Source organism: Pseudomonas sp. GM79 (genome assembly GCF_000282495.1).
GTDB lineage: Bacteria > Pseudomonadota > Gammaproteobacteria > Pseudomonadales > Pseudomonadaceae > Aquipseudomonas.
This window is the reverse complement of record NZ_AKJE01000026.1, coordinates 125,865-145,855: the sequence shown is the minus strand read 5'-3', so window position 1 is coordinate 145,855 and position 19,991 is coordinate 125,865. Positions and strand designations below refer to the sequence as shown.

16 protein-coding genes are annotated in these 19,991 nt (G+C 59.4%); 15 read left to right on the top strand and 1 reads right to left on the bottom strand.

Annotated elements, in window-relative coordinates; genetic code table 11:
• Nucleotides 1–294 precede the first annotated feature (294 nt).
• The 15 genes from gcbA (at nt 295) to PMI36_RS22880 (ending at nt 19,203) form a co-directional block, all read left to right on the top strand.
• Nucleotides 295–1,965 carry a diguanylate cyclase GcbA gene (gcbA, locus tag PMI36_RS22810; protein ID WP_008069045.1) on the top strand — a complete coding sequence of 557 codons (1,671 nt, stop codon included), beginning with the start codon at nt 295–297 and terminating at the stop codon, nt 1,963–1,965.
• A gap of 51 nt (nt 1,966–2,016) precedes the next feature.
• The gene (locus tag PMI36_RS22815) at nt 2,017–3,963 is read left to right on the top strand and encodes a methyl-accepting chemotaxis protein (protein ID WP_032830143.1); all 1,947 of its coding nucleotides are present in this window, start codon (nt 2,017–2,019) and stop codon (nt 3,961–3,963) included.
• Between the two features lie 198 nt (nt 3,964–4,161).
• On the top strand, nt 4,162–4,500 hold the full coding sequence (locus PMI36_RS22820; protein WP_008069043.1) for a polymorphic toxin type 44 domain-containing protein: 339 nt from the start codon (nt 4,162–4,164) through the stop codon (nt 4,498–4,500).
• Entirely contained in the window at nt 4,478–4,936 is a 459-nt protein-coding gene (locus PMI36_RS22825) for a hypothetical protein (protein ID WP_008069036.1), read from the top strand. The genes PMI36_RS22820 and PMI36_RS22825 overlap by 23 nt, the downstream gene beginning before the upstream one ends.
• Before the next feature lie 156 nt (nt 4,937–5,092).
• Entirely contained in the window at nt 5,093–6,832 is a 1,740-nt protein-coding gene (locus tag PMI36_RS22830) for a protein-disulfide reductase DsbD (protein ID WP_032830141.1), read from the top strand.
• A gap of 132 nt (nt 6,833–6,964) precedes the next feature.
• Nucleotides 6,965–7,417 (top strand): type II 3-dehydroquinate dehydratase, encoded by a 453-nt coding sequence (gene aroQ / locus PMI36_RS22835; protein ID WP_007937215.1) that lies wholly within the window; start codon nt 6,965–6,967, stop codon nt 7,415–7,417.
• A gap of 49 nt (nt 7,418–7,466) precedes the next feature.
• The gene (gene accB, locus PMI36_RS22840) at nt 7,467–7,934 is read left to right on the top strand and encodes an acetyl-CoA carboxylase biotin carboxyl carrier protein (RefSeq protein WP_008069033.1); all 468 of its coding nucleotides are present in this window, start codon (nt 7,467–7,469) and stop codon (nt 7,932–7,934) included.
• A gap of 17 nt (nt 7,935–7,951) precedes the next feature.
• A complete protein-coding gene (accC, locus tag PMI36_RS22845; protein ID WP_008069032.1) occupies nt 7,952–9,310 on the top strand; it encodes an acetyl-CoA carboxylase biotin carboxylase subunit in 1,359 nt (452 codons plus the stop codon).
• 238 nt (nt 9,311–9,548) lie between these two features.
• Nucleotides 9,549–10,427 (top strand): 50S ribosomal protein L11 methyltransferase, encoded by an 879-nt coding sequence (gene prmA, locus PMI36_RS22850; protein WP_008069031.1) that lies wholly within the window; start codon nt 9,549–9,551, stop codon nt 10,425–10,427.
• 30 nt (nt 10,428–10,457) lie between these two features.
• Nucleotides 10,458–11,678 carry a DUF3426 domain-containing protein gene (locus tag PMI36_RS22855; RefSeq protein ID WP_008069030.1) on the top strand — a complete coding sequence of 407 codons (1,221 nt, stop codon included), beginning with the start codon at nt 10,458–10,460 and terminating at the stop codon, nt 11,676–11,678.
• Nucleotides 11,679–11,863: 185 nt separating this feature from the next.
• Nucleotides 11,864–12,874, top strand: a complete 1,011-nt coding sequence (dusB, locus tag PMI36_RS22860) for a tRNA dihydrouridine synthase DusB (RefSeq protein ID WP_007907421.1) — start codon at nt 11,864–11,866, stop codon at nt 12,872–12,874.
• A complete protein-coding gene (fis, locus tag PMI36_RS22865) occupies nt 12,871–13,191 on the top strand; it encodes a DNA-binding transcriptional regulator Fis (RefSeq protein WP_007907419.1) in 321 nt (106 codons plus the stop codon). The genes dusB and fis overlap by 4 nt, the downstream gene beginning before the upstream one ends.
• 82 nt (nt 13,192–13,273) lie before the next feature.
• Nucleotides 13,274–14,881, top strand: a complete 1,608-nt coding sequence (gene purH, locus PMI36_RS22870; protein ID WP_008069029.1) for a bifunctional phosphoribosylaminoimidazolecarboxamide formyltransferase/IMP cyclohydrolase — start codon at nt 13,274–13,276, stop codon at nt 14,879–14,881.
• A 152-nt stretch (nt 14,882–15,033) separates the two neighbouring features.
• Complete coding sequence (gene purD, locus PMI36_RS22875; RefSeq protein ID WP_008069028.1) at nt 15,034–16,329, top strand: phosphoribosylamine--glycine ligase; 1,296 nt, start codon at nt 15,034–15,036, stop codon at nt 16,327–16,329.
• A gap of 99 nt (nt 16,330–16,428) precedes the next feature.
• On the top strand, nt 16,429–19,203 hold the full coding sequence (locus PMI36_RS22880) for a hybrid sensor histidine kinase/response regulator (RefSeq protein WP_008069027.1): 2,775 nt from the start codon (nt 16,429–16,431) through the stop codon (nt 19,201–19,203).
• A gap of 49 nt (nt 19,204–19,252) precedes the next feature.
• Here PMI36_RS22880 and PMI36_RS22885 read toward each other — a convergent pair whose 3' ends face one another.
• Complete coding sequence (locus tag PMI36_RS22885) at nt 19,253–19,942, bottom strand: hypothetical protein (protein WP_008069025.1); 690 nt, start codon at nt 19,940–19,942, stop codon at nt 19,253–19,255.
• Between the last annotated feature and the right edge of the window lie 49 nt (nt 19,943–19,991).

Here is a 19,991-nt window from a genome sequence, read left to right as displayed (position 1 = left end):
AACCCTATCAGCCGCAATTCCCGACCGGATCGTTTGGCCGAAAAATCAGAAACACCTGACAGACGAGGCTCGCCGAGACATGGGAAGTTGCCTTGAAATGACCAGGAGATGTCCTCAAACACCTGATTCATCAGGCTCTATCGGCCATTGACGTCCTGGCCGAGACTCACGGGTCAGAAACTGAATAACGTCGCTTTGCAGATTATTGACCTACGACACTCATGCAATCGAAAAGAGGTGCTAGCATAGAGCCACCAGTCGATCTCAGCATGCACCCTAACTAGTAGTCAGGATATGACCGAGCCAGAAGACCCCAGCCGTGAGCGCCTCAAGCACCACTTTGCCCAGCGGGTAATTCATCAGGCACGTCAGATTCTTGAGATATGGCAACGCCTGCAGCGCAACGAATGGTCCACCACCGACTTGTCGGAGTTGAGCGAAGCCAATCTGCGCCTGCTGCGTTTTGCCGAACGTTTCGAACAACCGGAACATACCCAGCTGGCACGCCACATCGGCCAGTCGCTGGAAGCGGTGGACGCCAACCGCGGACGCCTGAGCAGCGGACTGATCACTGACCTCAATCGTCTGATGCAGCGCCTGTCCCGCACCGGCCTGCGTCATGGCGATCAGCTCGAACAAACCTTTCTGCCGCCGCTGCGCAAGCCGATCTACGTGATGCTGCAAGATCACGACCGGGCCGAACGGCTGGCCAAACAACTAGAATTCTTCGGGCTCAGCGCTCAGTACCTCGACAGTGTCGCCGCGTTCCGCTCCTCGATGGTCGAGCGGTTGCCGGCGGCGATTGTCATGGACGTCGACTTCAGTGGCGCCGGCATCGGCCTGAAACTGGCGGCCGAAGCCCAGGAAGGTCTCGATCAGCCCTTGCCGCTGTTGTTTTTCAGCCTGCACGAAACCGATACCCCGACCCGCCTCGCCGCCGTGCGTGCCGGCGGCCAGGAGTTTCTCACCGGCACCCTCGAAGCCTCGAGCCTGCTGGAAAAGATCGAAGTCCTGACCTGCGTCGCCCAGTACGAACCTTATAAAGTACTGATCATCGACGACTCCCGCGCCCAGGCCTTGCACACCGAACGCCTGCTCAATAGCGCCGGGATCGTCACGCGGACTCTGATCGAGCCGATCCAGGCCATGGCCGAACTGGCGGATTTCCAGCCGGACCTGATCATCCTCGACATGTACATGCCGGCCTGCACCGGTACTGAACTGGCCAAGGTGATCCGGCATAACGACCGCTATGTCAGCGTGCCGATCATTTATCTGTCAGCCGAAGACGATCTGGACAAACAGCTCGACGCCATGAGCGAGGGCGGCGACGACTTCCTGACCAAACCGATCAAGCCACGACACCTGATCACCACCGTGCGCAACCGCGCGGCGCGGGCGCGCAATCTGAAAGCGCGGATGGTGCGTGACAGCCTGACCGGTTTGTACAACCACACCCACATTCTGCAATTGCTCGAAGACTGTTCATTCCGCGCCCGTCGCGAAAGCAAGCCGCTGAGCTTTGCGATGCTCGACATTGACCACTTCAAACGGGTCAACGACAGTCACGGCCATCCCATGGGCGACCGGGTGATCAAGAGCCTGGCGCTGTTCCTCAAGCAGCGGTTGCGCAAGACCGACTTCATCGGCCGTTACGGCGGTGAAGAGTTCGCCATCGTCATGCCAGACACTGATATCGAATCGGCCTACAAGGTGCTCGATGAAATCCGTCAGCGCTTTGCCGAAATTCACTACCCCGCTCAGCCGCAGGACCTCTGGTGCACCTTCAGCGCCGGCGTCGTCGAATTGCGCGAAGACTCTGACAGCCTGCTGATGGCCAGCCAGGCCGACGAGGCGCTGTACCGCGCGAAGAACGCCGGACGGAACCGCGTACAAGCCGCGCGAGAATCAAAGCAAAGTGCCACTTTTTCATCGGAATCGACCCATTCTGTCATAACTCTGTAACAGAAACGCAATAACTTCAGGCACTTACCATTCTGCCGTTGGTAGACCATGATGCGCCTGAAGCTGCTGACCAATCTCAATACCCTCCTTCTGGTCGCCGTGTGCGTGGCCCTTGGCGCCACGCTCTGGTGGTCGCAAAAAGCCCTGGAGCGCCCCTATCTGTTGATGGAGCGTTATCTGGGACTGTCTCAGCAGTTTCAAAATGAAGTGGCACGCAACGTCGAGGATTACCTGGCCAGCGGCGATGCCCTGCGCCTGAGCAGCGCCAGCCAGGCCATCGACGCCTTGCAAAAGGAACTTGGTGAGTTGCCACCAGCATTGGCTGATACCTTGCGTCCGAGTCTGTCGAACCTGACTGAATTCAGCAAAACCGACCTGCTGGCTGCTGGCAAACTCGCAGGTGACCCGCAAGCGCTGCTGCTGCAAGCCGAACGCGAACTCGGCGCCAGCCTCGATCAACTCAGCCAATACGCCAGCGGTAATGCGGCGTACCTGACGCCTTTGCTCACTGCGTCCCAGCATTTGGGCAAACTGTCTCTGGCCCGGGACAAACTGGTCAGCAGCGGGCGTAGCGAACTGGCCGCCGATGTCGAACGCGAGGTCGCCAACATCCGTGCTCAAGCCGAGCAACTGGACGCCTTACCGCTACTTGGCGTGACCGCCAGCACCGAATCGAACACCGACGATTTCGCCGCGATGATGGGGTTGGATAACACCGAGAAAACCGTCGCCGAAGATGCCGGCGTCGGCCTCAAACGCGAACTCAACAGCCTGCTCACCCGCTACCCTTCGGAACTGGCGCGCACTCGCGAACAGATCCAGAAACGCGCCGACCTCAGCACCGCGACGCACTTGAAAATCGCCGCCGTGCAACAGTCCATCGCCGGGCTGGAACCGGTGGTTCGCGCCCAACACGGGCAGATCCAAAGCGAAGTACGGCTGATGCAAGGGGTGATGATCGGGCTGATCCTGCTGATCGCATTGCTCATCGATACCTTGCAGCGACGCCTGGCCCGAACCCTGACCAACCTCGCCCCGGCGCTGTCGACCTGGGCCGAAGGTGACTTCAGCCGCGACATTCAACTGGGCGCGACCAACCGCGAACTGCATGACATTCAAGCCTCGCTCAATCGCTTGCGCGCCTATCTGGTCGACCTGGTCGGCACCATTCGCCTCAACGCCGAGCAAGTCGCCGGCAGCAGCCGAACGTTGGCCGAATTGAGCAATGACCTGCACAGTGGCGCCGAGCATCAGGCCGGCGACACCGCGCTGATCCGCGATTCTCTCGGAGAGCTCGAGGCGACGATTCAACAAGTCGCCGGTGACGCCAGCCAGGCTGCCGATGCCAGTCGTCATGCAGGGCTTGCAGTGGAACACGGTCAGAAAGTGATCGGCCTGAGCCTCACAGGGCTGCATGCGCTGGTGGGCGAAGTGCAAGGCAACGCGCAGATGATCGAGCATCTGGCCGAGGAGTCGGCGACCATCGGCGGTGTGCTGACGGTGATCCGCTCGATTGCCGACCAGACCAACCTGCTGGCCCTGAACGCCGCCATCGAAGCGGCCCGCGCAGGAGAAATGGGCCGAGGATTTGCGGTAGTGGCCGAAGAAGTTCGCTCATTGGCGCAACGCACCGCCGGGGCCACGGCCGAGATCCAGACGCTGATCGCCGGCCTGCAAACCGCCGCGCGGCAATCGGTCGAAGGCATGCGCGCCCAGGTCGAACACGCCGAAGCCACGGCCAATCAGGCTCAGGCGGCCGATGGCGCGCTGGATAAAATCGTCGGGGCGATCCAGACCATTTCCGACACCGCCGTGCGCATCGCCGATGTCACCGCCCAGCAGAGCGGCGCTGTCAGCGAAATCCGCGATCACAGTGAGCGGATTCATCAATTGGGTGGGGATAACTTGCTGAGGATTGGTGAGGGGCGTGAGCAAGGGGAGAATTTGTTGGTGCTGGGCGGGCGGTTGCATACAGCCGTTCAAGCCTTTCGCGTCTAAAGGCTGTGGGCCTGAACCCAACTAACGATCTGGACTGTCGCCGCTTAAGCTCTTGTATGAAAACTCCTATTTAGCCATGTGGTGGTTTTTAGTCGTCGTTTTGATGCTAGGGTTTAGCGCTTCAATTTATCGTGCGCGCAACAGGAGTGCCCCGTGATAGTTCCACCTTCGCCCCCAGACGTATCTGTGGAGGAAAACATGGCAGTTGCCTTCCATAAGAAAAAAATTTTGAAAGAGGGATCCGCATTTATTTACTCCTGGTTCTATACCCAGGTCAGAAATCGCGGCCCTTGGGATTACAAAAAACTGTCCCCGGTCTATGAAGCTTTCGGTAATTTCAATTATGGCGCGGCCGGGATTGCTGCGGGGTTTTCCGAAAATGTCCTGTTACGCGCAGCCGGTCTTGCCCAGACGCAGGCAAAAACGACAAAAGTAGAATTTGGAAGCTGGTGGAGCGAGGCTCCTTTTGGCGATGATCCAGCGGATCAGGAATGGATCAAAAAAGGAGTCAGGTATGCCCGGTTCAGGAACTACTAAAAAAACGGCATACACAATAGTCACCACCTGCCTGCTGGCGGCATGCCTGGCCTACATAGGCGGGACATGGCTTATGTCTTCCAGCGCCCCGGTGTTGACCGATGTTGTACTCAAACTGCCCCTTGGCGAACATGGCTTCATCTACGGCATCAAGGATGATCGAGGCGGAGCGACAGTGCCGTTCAGCTATCGATACTATGTCTATCGCGAGCTGCCATCCGACGAACAAATAGCGTCTGAACTCAAGACTGCCGGTCCGTTTCTGGTCACCCGAGATCCAGCCATAAAGGTCGATCTCCAAGGCTCGGTCATCAATGTGTCGACCAACCAGGAAGTCTATGAGTATCACAGCAGCACGCTGTTTCGACATACCGACAACACCCACTACACGCCTGTAACAATCAACCTGTGCAACCACTCCAGCGGATTACCGTAGGAGCGAGGCTTGCCCGCGAAGAACGATTACACGGCCCCCCTGTTAAACCGCATTATCGTTCTTCGCGGGCAAGCCTCGCTCCTACAGATCCGGGTTACGAGGCAACACACGCTTGCGTCCGCTATCATGCCCCCAATTCCGATACGCGAGATTGTCATGCGCCGTTTGCTTTGCCTGCTGTTTTTAGTGCTCGCCCTGCCGGCCTCCGCCGCCGGGTTGCTGGACAGTCGGCCCAGTTCCACCCTGGGTTCGATCAACAACAGCGCCGACTTCCTGCCGGTGCGAGAAGCCTTTCAGTTGAGCCTGGTAGAAAGCACGCCGCAATCGATCAAGCTGCGTTTCGTCGCCACCGAGGGTTACTACCTCTATCGCCATCGCTTCCAGTTTCGCGCCGACCCGGCCGACATTGGCCTCGGCGCGGCGCAACTGCCCAAAGGCGAACAAAAGCACGATGAGTTCTTCGGCGATGTCGAGGTTTACCACGGCATTCTCGATGTAGAACTGCCACGCACCGACTCACGCGCCTTTACGCTGGTCGTGACCTACCAGGGCTGCGCCGACAAAGGCCTGTGTTATCCGCCTGAGACCGAACGCCTGAATATTGATGGCAGCGGCGGCGCGACCACATCCTGGAGCTGGCGCGAACTGGCGCTGTTTTTTCTTGCAGGTGTTGGCCTGACCTTCACCCCCTGCGTGCTGCCGATGCTGCCGATCCTCTCCGGCGTGGTCCTGCGTGGACAGGTTGGCGGGTTACGCGGCTTCAACCTGTCGCTGGCTTACGTGCTGCCGATGGCCGCTTGTTTCGCCCTGCTCGGTGCGTTGATGGGAATGTTCGGCGCACAGCTCAATCTTCAGGCGCGCTTGCAGTCGGCCTGGGTGCTGGTGCCGTTCGCGATGTTTTTCGCGGTATTTGCCCTGGCCATGTTTGGCGTATTCGAACTGAAACTCCCCCATGCCATCAGCAGCCGCCTGGACCGGATCGCCGGGCGTACCGAAGGCGGCTCATTGTGGGGCGCGGCCGTGCTGGGCGTGGTGTCGAGCCTGCTGGTTTCGCCGTGTGTATCGGCACCACTGGCCGGCGCGCTGCTGTACATCAGCGCCAGCGGCGATGCTCTGGGTGGCGGATTGAAATTGTTCATGCTCGGTCTGGGCATGGGCGCGCCGCTGTTGCTGGTGGCAACCGGCGGCGCAGCCTGGCTGCCGAAAAGCGGACCTTGGCTGATCTACGTGAAAAACGCGATTGGGGTGCTGCTGCTCGGGCTGGCGATTGCTTTGCTCAGCCGGGTATTGCCGGGCCAGATCACCTTGCTGTTGATCGGCTTGCTCGCAGGTGGCGTCGGATTGTTTATGGGCGCACTGGAATTCGTTTATAAACCGCCAAGAAAACGCCTGGGGCAACTGCTCGGGATGTTCCTGCTGTTTTATGCCCTGACCTGTTGGTACGGCGCCTTCAGTGGCCAGACCGATCCGTTGAACCCCATTGGCCAACCACGCAATGTCGCCAGCAACGGTCAACCGCCAATCGCCGGCAACTGGCAAACCATTACCACACCAGCCGAACTGGACCGCGTCCTCGACGAAGCCAAGTCCTCTGGCACACCACTGCTGCTCGATTGGTACGCCGATTGGTGCATCAGTTGCAAAGTCATCGAACACGAAGTGCTCACCGATGCCAATGTCATCGAACGCCTCAAAGGCTATCGATTGATCCGTTTCGACATCACCGCCAGCAACGCCGAACAACGCGCCCTGCTCGACCGCTACAAGCTATTCGGTCCTCCGGCGCTGATGTTTTTTGGCAAAGATGGTGTCGAACGTGGCGATGTGCGGGTGATCGGCGAGATCAACGCGAAAAACTTCGCCGAACGTGTTGCGAAAGCAAATGACCGGATTTAATTGTCCGGTCATATATTTCGCGTAAACATCGGCCATCGTGCTGGCTATTGCATAGAACTGGACAGTCACAAAGGCTTTGCGGCATAGTCGCCGGGTTCTGACAATTGCACACAGATGACAAAGGAGCAGCAGATGGCGACCTTATTGGTTTTACACGGCCCCAACCTGAACCTGCTCGGCACCCGGGAACCGGGCGTCTACGGTGCCACCACCCTGGCGCAAATCAACCAGGATCTGGAACAGCGGGCGCGCAATGCCGGCCACCATTTGCTCTATCTACAAAGCAACGCCGAGTACGAATTGATCGACCGCATCCACGCTGCTCGCGGCGAAGGTGTGGACTTCATTCTGATCAATCCAGCAGCTTTTACGCATACAAGTGTCGCATTACGTGACGCGCTGCTGGCAGTGAGCATCCCATTCATCGAAGTGCATTTGTCTAACGTGCACAAACGCGAACCTTTCCGCCATCACTCTTACTTCTCCGACGTTGCGGTGGGAGTGATCTGCGGCCTTGGCGCCAGCGGTTATCGACTGGCCCTGGAGGCCGCCCTAGAGCAGCTTGAAAGACAGGCAACAGCTTGAACAACAAGCGTTAAACGCCCCCTGACCGACCCTTGGGAGTTGATGATTCATGGATATCCGTAAAGTTAAGAAACTGATCGAATTGCTGGAAGAGTCCGGTATCGACGAGCTCGAGATCAAGGAAGGCGAAGAGTCCGTACGCATCAGCCGTCACAGCAAGACGCCGGCTCAGCAGTACTACGCTCCCGCTCCTATGCATGCTCCGGCACCGGCGCCTGCGCCTGTCGCCGCTGCTCCGGTTGCCGCCGCTGCGCCTGCAGCCCCGGCCGCACCTGCGCTGAACGGCAACGTTGCCCGTTCGCCGATGGTCGGTACCTTCTATCGCAAATCCTCGCCGTCCTCGCCGTCCTTCGTTGAAGTCGGCCAGACCGTGAAGAAAGGCGACACCCTGTGCATCGTCGAAGCCATGAAGATGATGAACCACATCGAAGCTGAAGCCAGCGGTGTGATCGAATCCATCCTCGTCGAAGACGGCCAGCCGGTTGAGTACGACCAACCGCTGTTCACCATCGTTTGAACCGCGGAGAAACTTTGATGACTGCGAAGTTGGAAAAAGTTCTGATCGCCAACCGCGGTGAGATCGCCCTGCGGATTCTGCGTGCCTGCAAAGAGATGGGCATCAAGACTGTCGCCGTTTACTCCAAGGCCGACAAAGAGCTGATGCACCTGGGCCTGGCAGACGAATCCGTCTGCATCGGCCCGGCCTCGGCCGCGCACTCTTACCTGCACATTCCGGCCATCATCGCCGCCGCTGAAGTGACTGGCGCTACCGCCATCCACCCAGGCTACGGCTTCCTTGCGGAAAACGCCGACTTTGCCGAACAGGTCGAGAACTCCGGCTTCGCGTTCATTGGCCCGAAAGCCGAAACCATTCGCCTGATGGGCGACAAGGTATCGGCCAAGCACGCCATGATCGCCGCCGGCGTGCCGACCGTTCCGGGTTCCGACGGCCCATTGCCGGAAGACGAAGAAACCGCTCTGGGCATCGGCCGCGAAGTCGGCTATCCAGTGATCATCAAAGCCGCTGGCGGCGGCGGTGGTCGTGGCATGCGCGTGGTGCACAAAGAGGAAGACCTGATCTCCTCGGCGAAACTGACCCGCTCCGAAGCGGGCGCAGCATTCGGCAACCCGATGGTCTATCTGGAAAAATTCCTGACAAACCCACGTCACGTGGAAGTTCAGGTACTTTCCGACGGCCAGGGCCACGCTATCCATCTGGGTGACCGCGATTGCTCGCTGCAACGTCGCCACCAGAAGGTTCTCGAAGAAGCGCCGGCACCGGGCATCGACGAGAAAGCACGCGCTGAAGTCCTCGCTCGCTGCGTCAAGGCTTGCATCGACATCGGCTACCGTGGCGCCGGCACGTTCGAGTTCCTGTACGAGAACGGCCACTTCTACTTCATCGAGATGAACACTCGCGTCCAGGTAGAGCACCCGGTATCGGAAATGGTCACCGGCATCGACATCGTCAAGGAGATGCTCAGCATCGCCGCTGGCAACAAGCTGTCGTACACCCAGGATGACGTCGTTATCCGCGGTCACGCGCTGGAATGCCGGATCAACGCCGAAGACCCGAAAACCTTCATGCCTAGCCCTGGCACGGTCAAGCATTTCCACGCTCCAGGCGGCAACGGCGTTCGCGTCGATTCGCACCTGTACAGTGGCTATGCCGTTCCGCCGAACTACGATTCGTTGATCGGCAAGCTGATCACCTACGGCGCCACCCGTGACGAAGCCATGGCGCGCATGCGCAATGCGCTGGACGAAATCGTTGTCGACGGGATCAAGACCAACATCCCGCTGCACCGCGACCTGGTCCGCGATGCTGGCTTCTGCGAAGGCGGAGTCAACATCCACTACCTGGAACACAAGCTGGCTGGCGAAAAGCATTAAGCTGTGATCCATACCAACAAAGCCGCTTTCGAGCGGCTTTGTTGTTTCTGAAGCAAAGTCAAAAGATCGCAGCCTTCGGCAGCTCCTACATTTGGAATGCGTCCCCCCTATAGGAGCTGCCGAAGGCTGCGATCTTTTGATCTTCAACCATGGTCGTCTTCTTAGCCACGCTCGCGTAAACTTGCGCGCTTCTCGCAGCCCGCTAGGCTGCAATCTATATTTTTCAAAGGTGCCCGCCATGCCTTGGCTGCAAGTCCGTCTCGCCATCAGCCCAGAACAAGCCGAAACCTACGAAGACGCTTTCCTTGAAGTGGGCGCCGTGTCGGTGACTTTCATGGACGCCGAAGATCAGCCGATTTTCGAGCCGGAACTCAATACCACCCCGCTGTGGTCGCACACTCACTTGTTGGCCTTGTTCGAAGGCGGCACCGAGCCTGGTCCTGTGCTGGCCCATCTTGAGCTGCTGACTGGCAGCCCGCTGCCCGAGCATCACAGCGAAGTGATCGAAGACCAGGATTGGGAACGCAGCTGGATGGACGGTTTCCAGCCGATGCGCTTCGGTCAGCGCCTGTGGATCGTCCCGAGCTGGCACGCCGCGCCTGAGCCGGACGCAGTGAACTTGCTGCTGGACCCGGGCCTGGCGTTCGGCACCGGCACTCATCCGACCACCGCACTGTGCCTGGAATGGCTCGACGGTCAGGACCTGAAAGGTTGCAACGTGCTCGACTTCGGTTGCGGTTCGGGGATTCTGGCGATTGCCGCCCTGTTACTGGGCGCCAAGCAAGCCGTCGGCACCGACATCGACGTGCAGGCGCTGGAGGCTTCCCGCGACAACGCCGGGCGCAACAACATTGCTGACGAACTCTTTCCGCTGTATCTGCCACAAGACCTGCCACAGGTTCAGGCCGACGTACTGGTCGCCAACATTCTTGCCGGCCCGCTGGTTTCGCTGGCTCCGCAACTGTCCAGCCTGGTCAAGCCGGGCGGTCGTTTGGCACTGTCGGGCATCCTCGCCGAACAAGGTGAAGAAGTCGCCGCCGCCTACGCTCAGGACTTCGATCTGGATCCGATTGCCAATCGCGACGGCTGGGTACGCATTACTGGCCGTCGGCGCTAGAATGAGCGCCTGCATAAACCGGATTGCCGCATGACCGACAGCTTCGTCACCCAGTGCCCGCATTGCCAAACCAGCTTCCGCGTCAGCCATACTCAGTTAAGCGTGGCCCGTGGAGTGGTTCGTTGCGGCTCGTGTTTGCAGGTGTTCAACGCCGCCAAGCAGTTACTCGAGCAGCGGGCCGGCAAGGAAACGGTCAAACCGGTTGCACCGGCGCCCGTCGAACCGCCCGTGCAGCGAGCCATCAGCCAAAAGCAATGGACGGCTGCAGAAATGGATCTGGACAGCCTGGATCTGGACGAAGAGCTCGCCCGGCTCGAACAGCGGGAAATCCAGCCAACAACGGAATTCACCCGGCCCCGCGAAGACAGCCTCAGCGCTCGCCGCGATACCACCGAGCACGACCAGGAGCCCTGGTCCGACAGCCTCTTCAGTGAATCGGCCGCCGATCGTGCAAAAATCGCCGACACGCCCACGCCAGAACCCACGATCGAACCATACAAACATTCGCGCACCGAGCCTTCGCTGTCGCTGGAGCCCGCGGATCTGGACGACGAACCCGAGATCCAACAGCTGCGCCTGCACGACCCGCTTGACGCCCCGATCCCCTTTGGCAACCTGTCGGCGACTCCCGATGAAGTCGACGATGACCTGCCCTCGGTCGAACCCCTGCGCAAGCGACGTGAACGCAGCGAACCGGCGCTGCGCGCGGAAGTATTGGAGGATCTGACCGACGATCCGTTGCAACTGGACTGGCAAAAACGTCGCTCCCCCTGGGGCCGGCGCTTTTTCTGGCTGCTGCTGATCCTGCTCGGCACCGCCGGCCTCGCCGGTCAATACGTCGCCTATCACTTTGACGAACTGGCACGCCAGGACCAGTACCGTCCGTGGTTCCAGCAACTGTGCCCGCACATCGGCTGCACCGTGCCGTCCAAGGTCGACATCGCAAAAGTCAAAAGCAGCAACCTGGTGGTCCGCAGCCACCCGGACTTCAATGGCGCATTGGTGGTCGACGCGATCATCTACAATCGCGCGCCCTTCTCCCAGCCTTTCCCGCTGCTTGAGCTGCGTTTTGCTGACCTCAACGGCCACCTGATCGCCAGCCGTCGCTTCAAGCCCGGCGAGTACCTCAACGGTGATCTCGAAGGGATGGCGGAAATGCCGCCGCAAACGCCAATCCACATCGCGCTGGACATTCTCGATCCAGGCCCCAAAGCGGTGAACTACAGCCTGAGCTTCCATTCCCCCGAGTGAAACGCTCAAGTGTTACAGGCTTGACGGCATATTTCTGACTTTGATTGCTAGTACCAAACCGCTGGCGATAACAAAATTACTGTTCAGATTTTGTTCAATTCAGCCTTTATCCAGTCATCGAGAGCGGGTATCATGCCAACCCTTTTTCGAACTCTCATGATCCGGCCCCACAACAGGGAAGTCCTATGTCGGCGGTACGCATCGGTCCATATACATTGCACAACGGCTTGATTCTCGCCCCCATGGCGGGTGTCACCGATCAGCCCTTTCGTCAGCTGTGCAAGCGACTGGGCGCGGGCCTTGTAGTCTCGGAAATGGTCACCAGCGACATGAGCTTGTGGAACACCCGCAAATCGCGGATGCGCATGATCCACGAAGGCGATCCCGAGCCTCGCTCGGTACAGATCGCCGGCGGAGATGCGCAGATGCTGGCGGATGCAGCCCGGGCCAACGTCGAACTGGGCGCGCAGATTATTGATATCAACATGGGCTGTCCGGCGAAGAAGGTCTGCAACAAGGCCGCCGGTTCCGCCCTGTTGAAAGATGAAGCATTGGTGACCGAGATCCTGCAGGCCGTAGTGGCCGCGGTCGATGTGCCGGTTACCTTGAAGATCCGCACCGGCTGGGACCGGGCGAACAAGAATGGCCTGACCGTGGCGAAGATCGCCGAACAGGCAGGCATTACGGCGTTGGCGGTGCATGGCCGCACCCGTGCCGATCTGTATACCGGGGAAGCCGAGTACGACACCATTGCCGCGATCAAGCAGGCGGTGTCGATTCCGGTCTTCGCCAACGGCGATATCGATTCGCCCGAGAAGGCCCGGTACGTGCTCGACGCGACCGGTGCCGATGGCCTGTTGGTGGGTCGGGCTGCTCAGGGGCAGCCATGGATTTTTCGTGAAATCGACCATTATCTGCGTACCGGCGAAAAACTCCCGGCACCGGAACTGATCGAGGTGGAACGTATTCTGCTTGAGCATCTGGCCGCGCTGCATGCCTTCTATGGCGACGTCATGGGCGTGCGCATAGCTCGCAAGCATGTGGGCTGGTATCTCGCAACCTTGCCGGGCGCCAGGGAGTTCCGCGCCCACTTCAATCGTTTGGAAGATACGGAAGCACAATGCGCCTACGTTCGGGCCTTCTTCGCCGAACGTTACAAGAGCCTGACAGGGGACGGAGAAGGGGTGGCCGCATGACGATGATGACCGAGACTTTAGTGAGTGGAACAACACCCGTGAGCGACAACGTGAATTTGAAACAGCACCTCAATACGCCGAGCGAAGAAGGTCAGACCCTTCGCGGGAGTGTCGAGAAGGCGCTGCACAATTATTTCGCCCACCTTGAGGGCGCTGCCGTCACGGATGTGTACAACCTGGTGCTCTCCGAAGTCGAGGCTCCCCTGCTCGAATGCGTGATGAACTACGTCAAGGGCAACCAGACCAAGGCCAGTGAGCTGCTCGGGCTGAACCGCGGCACCCTGCGCAAGAAACTCAAGCAGTACGATTTGCTGTAAGCATTCAATCAAACCAGAAAGGCGCCCGCGTAAAACCGGTCGCCTTTTTTGCTGACTTCCCTTGCTTTTGATGGAATTTGAAATGACCGACCAGACTACCCGCCTGCCGATCCGCCGCGCCTTGATCAGCGTTTCCGACAAGACCGGGATCCTTGAATTCGCCAAGGAGCTCGAAGCCCTGGGCGTCGAGATCCTCTCCACCGGCGGGACGTTCAAGCTGCTGCGCGACAACGGCGTTGCCGCAGTGGAAGTCGCGGACTACACCGGTTTCGCAGAAATGATGGACGGTCGGGTGAAAACCCTGCACCCGAAAATCCACGGCGGGATCCTCGGTCGTCGCGGTATCGACGACGCCATCATGAATGAGCACGGCATCAAGCCGATCGACCTGGTTGCGGTCAACCTGTACCCGTTCGAAGCCACCATCAACAAGCCAGGCTGCGACCTGCCGACCGCCATCGAAAACATCGACATCGGCGGCCCGACCATGGTCCGTTCGGCAGCCAAGAACCACAAAGACGTGGCCATCGTGGTGAATGCCAGCGATTACGCCAACGTCCTGGAAAGCCTCAAGGCCGGCGGCCTGACCTACGCTCAGCGTTTCGACCTGATGCTCAAGGCCTTCGAACACACCGCCGCCTATGACGGCATGATCGCCAACTACATGGGCACCGTGAACCAGGCGGCTGAAACCCTCTCCACTGAAGGTCGCAGCGAATTCCCGCGCACCTTCAACAGCCAGTTCATCAAGGCCCAGGAAATGCGCTACGGCGAGAACCCGCACCAGAGCGCGGCGTTCTACGTTGAAGCCAAGCCAGCCGAAGTGGGCATTGCTACCGCGACCCAGCTGCAAGGCAAAGAGCTGTCGTTCAACAACGTGGCCGACACCGACGCCGCGCTGGAATGTGTGAAGAGCTTCGTCAAACCGGCCTGCGTGATCGTCAAGCATGCCAACCCGTGCGGCGTGGCCGTGAGCCCGGACGCTGAAGGCGGCATCCGTCAGGCCTACGAACTGGCCTACGCCACCGACACCGAATCGGCGTTCGGCGGCATCATCGCCTTCAACCGCGAGCTGGATGCTGAAACCGCCAAGGCCATCGTCGAGCGTCAGTTCGTCGAAGTGATCATTGCTCCATCCGTCAGCGCAGAAGCTCGCGCTATCGTGGCAGCCAAAGCCAACGTGCGCCTGCTGGCCTGCGGCGAATGGTCGGCTGATCGCGTTCCGGCCTGGGACTACAAGCGCGTCAACGGTGGTTTGCTGGTGCAGAGCCGCGATATCGGCATGATTGGCAGCGAAGACCTGAAAGTGGTGACCAAGCGCGCGCCGACCGAACAGGAAATCAATGACCTGATCTTCGCCTGGAAAGTCGCCAAATACGTTAAATCCAACGCCATCGTCTACGCCAAGAACCGTCAGACCATTGGTGTCGGCGCCGGCCAGATGAGCCGCGTGAACTCTGCTCGTATTGCGGCGATCAAGGCTGAGCACGCCGGGTTGCAAGTGCAGGGCGCGGTCATGGCATCCGATGCATTCTTCCCGTTCCGTGACGGCATCGACAACGCGGCCAAGGTCGGTATCACTGCGGTGATCCAGCCAGGTGGCTCGATGCGTGACAACGAAGTGATTGCTGCTGCTGATGAAGCCGGTATCGCCATGGTGTTCACCGGCATGCGCCACTTCCGTCACTGATCCGACGATCGAATGTGGGAGCGGGCTTGCTCGCGAAGACGGCGGCACATCCAGCATTGATGTGACTGACAGACCGCTTTCGCGAGCAAGCCCGCTCCCACACAAAGCACCAGCGGTGCTATCCAGAATTAGCGTCATCCGAGGTTTTTGAAATGAATGTTTTGATCATTGGCAGCGGTGGCCGTGAACACGCCCTGGCCTGGAAAGTGGCTCAGGATCTGCGCGTGCAGAAAGTTTTCGTTGCCCCGGGCAACGCCGGCACCGCCATTGAAGCCAAGTGCGAGAACGTCGCCATTGACGTGCTGGCTCTTGAGCAGCTGGCTGACTTTGCCCAGAAGAATGTTTCCCTGACCATCGTCGGCCCGGAAGTGCCGCTGGTCGCCGGTGTTGTCGATCTGTTCCGCTCCCGTGGCCTGGATTGCTTCGGCCCGACCGCGGGCGCTGCTCAGCTGGAAGGCTCGAAAGCCTTTACCAAAGACTTCCTGGCGCGCCACAAGATCCCGACCGCCGACTACCAGAACTTCACCGAGATCGAGCCAGCCCTGGCTTATCTGCGTGAAAAAGGCGCACCTATCGTGATCAAGGCCGACGGCCTGGCCGCCGGTAAAGGCGTGATCGTTGCCATGACCCTGGGCGAAGCCGAAGACGCGGTGCGCGACATGCTCGCCGGCAACGCATTTGGCGACGCCGGTTCACGCGTGGTGATCGAAGAGTTCCTGGACGGCGAAGAAGCCAGCTTCATCGTCATGGTCGACGGCAAGAACGTATTGCCGATGGCCACCAGCCAGGACCATAAACGTGTCGGCGACGGCGATACCGGCCCGAACACCGGCGGCATGGGCGCTTACTCCCCGGCCCCGGTCGTCACGGCCGAAGTCCATCAGCGGGTCATGGACCTGGTGATCTGGCCGACCGTACGGGGCATGGCCGAGGAAGGTAACGTCTACACCGGCTTCCTCTATGCCGGCCTGATGATCGACAAGGCTGGTAACCCAAAAGTCATCGAGTTCAACTGCCGTTTCGGCGATCCTGAGACCCAACCGGTGATGCTGCGTTTGCAGTCTAGCCTGGTGTTGCTGGTCGAAGCAGCCCTGGCGCAAGCGCTGGACAAGGTCGAAGCACAATGGGATCCACGTCCGAGCGTCGGTATTGTATTGGCCGCTGGCGGTTACCCGGGTGACTACGCCAAAGGCGTTGCCATCAACGGCCTGGATGCAGCCGCGACACTGGAAGGCAAAGTCTTCCATGCCGGTACTGCGCTCAAGGACGGTCAAGTGGTGACCGCCGGTGGTCGGGTGCTGTGCGCAAGCGCCATGGGCACCAGCGTCGATGCAGCCCAGCAGCAGGCTTACAAACTGGCGGCTAAAATCGACTGGGAAGGCTGCTTCTACCGTAAGGACATTGGCTACCGCGCCATTGCCCGCGAGCGTGGCGAGAATCAGGAATAAGCCATCCATCCGGCCAGGCAAGGGCTTGCGGCCCTTGCCTGACTATTCCGGTGCCGCGCATAGTTATACTTTGGCATTAATCTACGAAGGGATTTCGCCGTGCGCTGGCTCAGGATTGCCATAGGCTTCACCGTCACTCTGCTGACCTTGCTCTGCATGCTCCCGGCCCAGGCCGCGCAAGGCAGTGGCTGGGCGGTATTGCTCGACGAACAGGGCGACCTGCAGCTGAGCGACATCCGCTCCAGCCGCTACACCAACCAATTCAGCCCCATTGAACTTGATCAACTCACCGCGGCCGCACCCGATGGCGCGCTATGGCTGCGTTTCAAGCTCGCGCCCGGCAAGCATGAACAGTTGCTGCGAGTGTTCGCACCGGACCTGGTGCACCTCAATCTGTATGTGCTCGACGGCGACCAGTTGATCGATCAATTGAATACCGGTACGGCGCAGCTACAGGCTAAGCCCCCCCTCCCCAGCAGCGACTTCATGTTGCCGCTGCCACAAAGTGACAAAACCCTCGATGTCTACCTGCGGCTGGTCTCCGAACACCAGTTCCGGCCTTACATCACGCTGCAATCGGCAGTCATGACCGCAGCCACTCAGTACCAGACGCTGATCTATGGCTTGCTCTTCGGCTGCCTGGGGATGCTGATCCTGCACAACCTGACCCGTTACCTCTACACCCGCTCGCGCAGCAGCCTCTGGCTGGCAGCATGCGAAGGGCTGCTGATGCTCAGCCTGGTGTTGCTGCTGAACCTGGCCCGGCCATGGTTACCGAACTGGTCCGTCGTGCAAACACCCGGTGCCTACCTCGCCTTGCTGATGACCGCGCCTTGCGGCCTGATGTTCGCCTACCGTTTCTTCGCCCCGCTCGGTCCTCACCCGTTGAACAAGCTGCTGCTGGGGAACATTCTGTTCATCATGGCCTGCGGCCTGCTGTTGCTGTTCGTCAACACACTGCCGCTGAACCTGATCACCTATGGGCTGGTTGCTCTGGCCGGTCTGAGCATGTTGTTCGTCAGCGCCCATCACTGGCAAAAAGGTTATCGCCCGGCGCGTCTGTTCGTGGCGGCCATGGTGGTATTCAACCTCGGCACATTGATTATTCTGCCGGCACTGCAGGGGCTGACCCTGGTCGCCCCACAAAGCCTGATCATTATTCTGCTGGTGTTTATCTGTATCAGTGGCCTGTTGATGAGTATTGCCTTGGGCGAGCGACAGCGCAGCATCACCGAAGACCGTTTCAGCGTTAGTCGCGACCTGGCCGCCAGCAACGCCGAAATCAACGCCAAAGCCGAATTTCTGGCGAAGATCAGCCACGAAATCCGCACCCCGATGAATGGTGTGCTGGGCATGACCGAATTGCTGCTGGGCACACCGCTGTCGGTCAAGCAACGCGACTATGTACAGACCATCCATAGCGCCGGCAACGAGCTGCTGACACTGATCAACGAAATTCTCGACATCTCCAAACTCGAGTCCGGGCAGATCGAACTGGACGACGTGCAGTTCGACCTCAATGCCCTGATCGAAGATTGCCTGAGCATCTTCCGCGCCAAGGCTGAACAGCAGAACGTCGAGCTGATCAGCTTTATCCAGCCGCAGGTACCACGCGTCATCAGCGGAGATCCCACGCGCCTGCGCCAGACCCTGCTGAGCCTGCTGGAAAACGCCCTGAAGAAAACCGACGAAGGCGAGATCCTGATCGTCGTCGCCCTGGATGAACGCAGCGCCAAACCGCGGCTGCGCATCGCTGTGCAAGACAGCGGCCAGCCTATGGAGGCGGAAGAACGCGACGCGTTGATGCATGCCGAACTGCACAGCAAACACTTCCTCTCGGCCACCAGCCTGGGGGGCAATCTTGGGCTGGTCATCGCCCGTCAGCTGATCCGTTTGATGCAAGGCGAGTTCGGCATCAAGAGCGGCGCCAACCAGGGCAGCACTTTGTGGCTGACCCTGCCGCTGGACCCAGACCGTCTCGAACATCCGACCTCGGACCTGGACGGTCCGCTGCAAGGCGCACGCGTACTGGTCGTGGACGACAACGACACTTGTCGCAAGGTGCTGGTGCAGCAGTGCAGCGCCTGGGGTATGAACGTCAGTGCCGTACCATCCGGCAAGGAGGCCCTGGCGCTGCTGCGCACCAAGGCCCACTTGCGCGATTACTTCGACGTGGTCCTGCTGGACCAGAACATGCCCGGCATGACCGGCATGCAGCTCGCGGCCAAGATCAAGGAAGACCCGAGCCTGAACCATGACATTCTGCTGATCATGCTCACCGGCATCAGCAACGCCCCGAGCAAAATCATCGCGCGCAACTGCGGGATCAAGCGAATTCTCGCCAAACCGGTGGCCGGCTATACACTCAAGACCACGCTGGCGGACGAGCTGAACCAGCGCAATAAAGGCCTCTCCGTCTCGCAGCAGCTGCCCACCGGCCCTACCCTTCCGGTCAAGGTGCCCAGCGATTTCCGCATTCTGGTGGCCGAAGACAACAGCATCTCGACCAAGGTCATACGTGGCATGCTGGGCAAACTCAACCTGCAACCGGACACCGCCAGCAATGGCGAAGAAGCCCTGGTGGCGATGAAAGCCCAGCGCTACGACCTGGTGCTGATGGACTGTGAAATGCCGATCCTCGACGGTTTCTCCGCCACCCAGCAACTGCGTGCCTGGGAAGTCGGCAACCAGCGGATTCGCACCCCCGTGGTGGCGTTGACCGCACACATCCTCGCCGAGCACAAAGAGCGCGCGCGCCAGGCGGGCATGGACGGACACATGGCCAAACCGGTCGAGCTGTCACAACTGCGCGACCTGATCGAGCATTGGGTTGCCCAACGTGATCAGCAGAATCGTACTGCTTCGACGTTCTGACGATGCAGTCCGGTGCCCGAAAGTGGTTTCAACAATCGGGCAGGACGTATCACTGCCCCATATCGACCTTCTCGACCAGCAGCGCCACGTTGTCCGCCAATCGATTCCCGAGCTTGCGGGTAATCGCTTCGCGGGATAACGCGTAGAGGGTTTCGGACAGATTCGCCCGTGCATATCGCACGCACACCTGACCTTCTACTTCATCGACCTCAAAACGCTGCGACCACGGATTCAGGGTCAGCGCCTGCCGGGTCTTGAATTCGAGATAAATGCTGCTGATCGAGGTCGGGCTTTGCCCCACAATCGCTAGCAGGCGCACAACCTTGAGCGGTAAACAAGGTGCTTGCATCTCCTCTTCGCAACGCTCCTCGGGCCATATCTGGATGCCAGGGACATAACACGGCAATTGCGCCGCATACGCCAAAAACCCGCCAAGAGCATGATCTTCGCTACCGCTATTTGCCATTGCGGCCGAGGCCCATTCAAGCGCTGAAGAGGCGTTTAGCCCGTTGAGAGAAAAGTCCTGGCGAAACTTAAAGTTGCGGATCCAGAAATCATCCAGCACCGCAACATAAGCGTCATACCAGTTTTCAACTTTCATGCTTTCGATTTTTTTGTTGGCAACCAATTGCGCCAGCAGACATGAATGTACGACATCATCATAAGCCGATATTTTTTCAATATCCGACAAAGCAACAACGGCATTACCCACCCTCAACAAGCTGTATAGCTGAACCATAACAAACCCTCAATGAAAAAAGGACGACCGAGAAGCGGCCGCCCTTTTA

What these genes read in the sequence shown, in the direction of transcription:
- accB (WP_008069033.1), top strand. Translation starts at nt 7,467, where the DNA reads ATGGATATCCGTAAAGTTAAGAAACTGATCGAATTGCTGGAAGAGTCC.
- PMI36_RS22830 (WP_032830141.1), top strand. Translation starts at nt 5,093, where the DNA reads ATGCGCCGTTTGCTTTGCCTGCTGTTTTTAGTGCTCGCCCTGCCGGCC.
- PMI36_RS22855 (WP_008069030.1), top strand. Translation starts at nt 10,458, where the DNA reads ATGACCGACAGCTTCGTCACCCAGTGCCCGCATTGCCAAACCAGCTTC.
- PMI36_RS22825 (WP_008069036.1), top strand. Translation starts at nt 4,478, where the DNA reads ATGCCCGGTTCAGGAACTACTAAAAAAACGGCATACACAATAGTCACC.
- purH (WP_008069029.1), top strand. Translation starts at nt 13,274, where the DNA reads ATGACCGACCAGACTACCCGCCTGCCGATCCGCCGCGCCTTGATCAGC.
- prmA (WP_008069031.1), top strand. Translation starts at nt 9,549, where the DNA reads ATGCCTTGGCTGCAAGTCCGTCTCGCCATCAGCCCAGAACAAGCCGAA.
- accC (WP_008069032.1), top strand. Translation starts at nt 7,952, where the DNA reads ATGACTGCGAAGTTGGAAAAAGTTCTGATCGCCAACCGCGGTGAGATC.
- PMI36_RS22885 (WP_008069025.1), bottom strand. Translation starts at nt 19,942, where the DNA reads ATGGTTCAGCTATACAGCTTGTTGAGGGTGGGTAATGCCGTTGTTGCT.
- PMI36_RS22820 (WP_008069043.1), top strand. Translation starts at nt 4,162, where the DNA reads ATGGCAGTTGCCTTCCATAAGAAAAAAATTTTGAAAGAGGGATCCGCA.
- gcbA (WP_008069045.1), top strand. Translation starts at nt 295, where the DNA reads ATGACCGAGCCAGAAGACCCCAGCCGTGAGCGCCTCAAGCACCACTTT.
- fis (WP_007907419.1), top strand. Translation starts at nt 12,871, where the DNA reads ATGACGATGATGACCGAGACTTTAGTGAGTGGAACAACACCCGTGAGC.
- aroQ (WP_007937215.1), top strand. Translation starts at nt 6,965, where the DNA reads ATGGCGACCTTATTGGTTTTACACGGCCCCAACCTGAACCTGCTCGGC.
- dusB (WP_007907421.1), top strand. Translation starts at nt 11,864, where the DNA reads ATGTCGGCGGTACGCATCGGTCCATATACATTGCACAACGGCTTGATT.
- PMI36_RS22815 (WP_032830143.1), top strand. Translation starts at nt 2,017, where the DNA reads ATGCGCCTGAAGCTGCTGACCAATCTCAATACCCTCCTTCTGGTCGCC.
- purD (WP_008069028.1), top strand. Translation starts at nt 15,034, where the DNA reads ATGAATGTTTTGATCATTGGCAGCGGTGGCCGTGAACACGCCCTGGCC.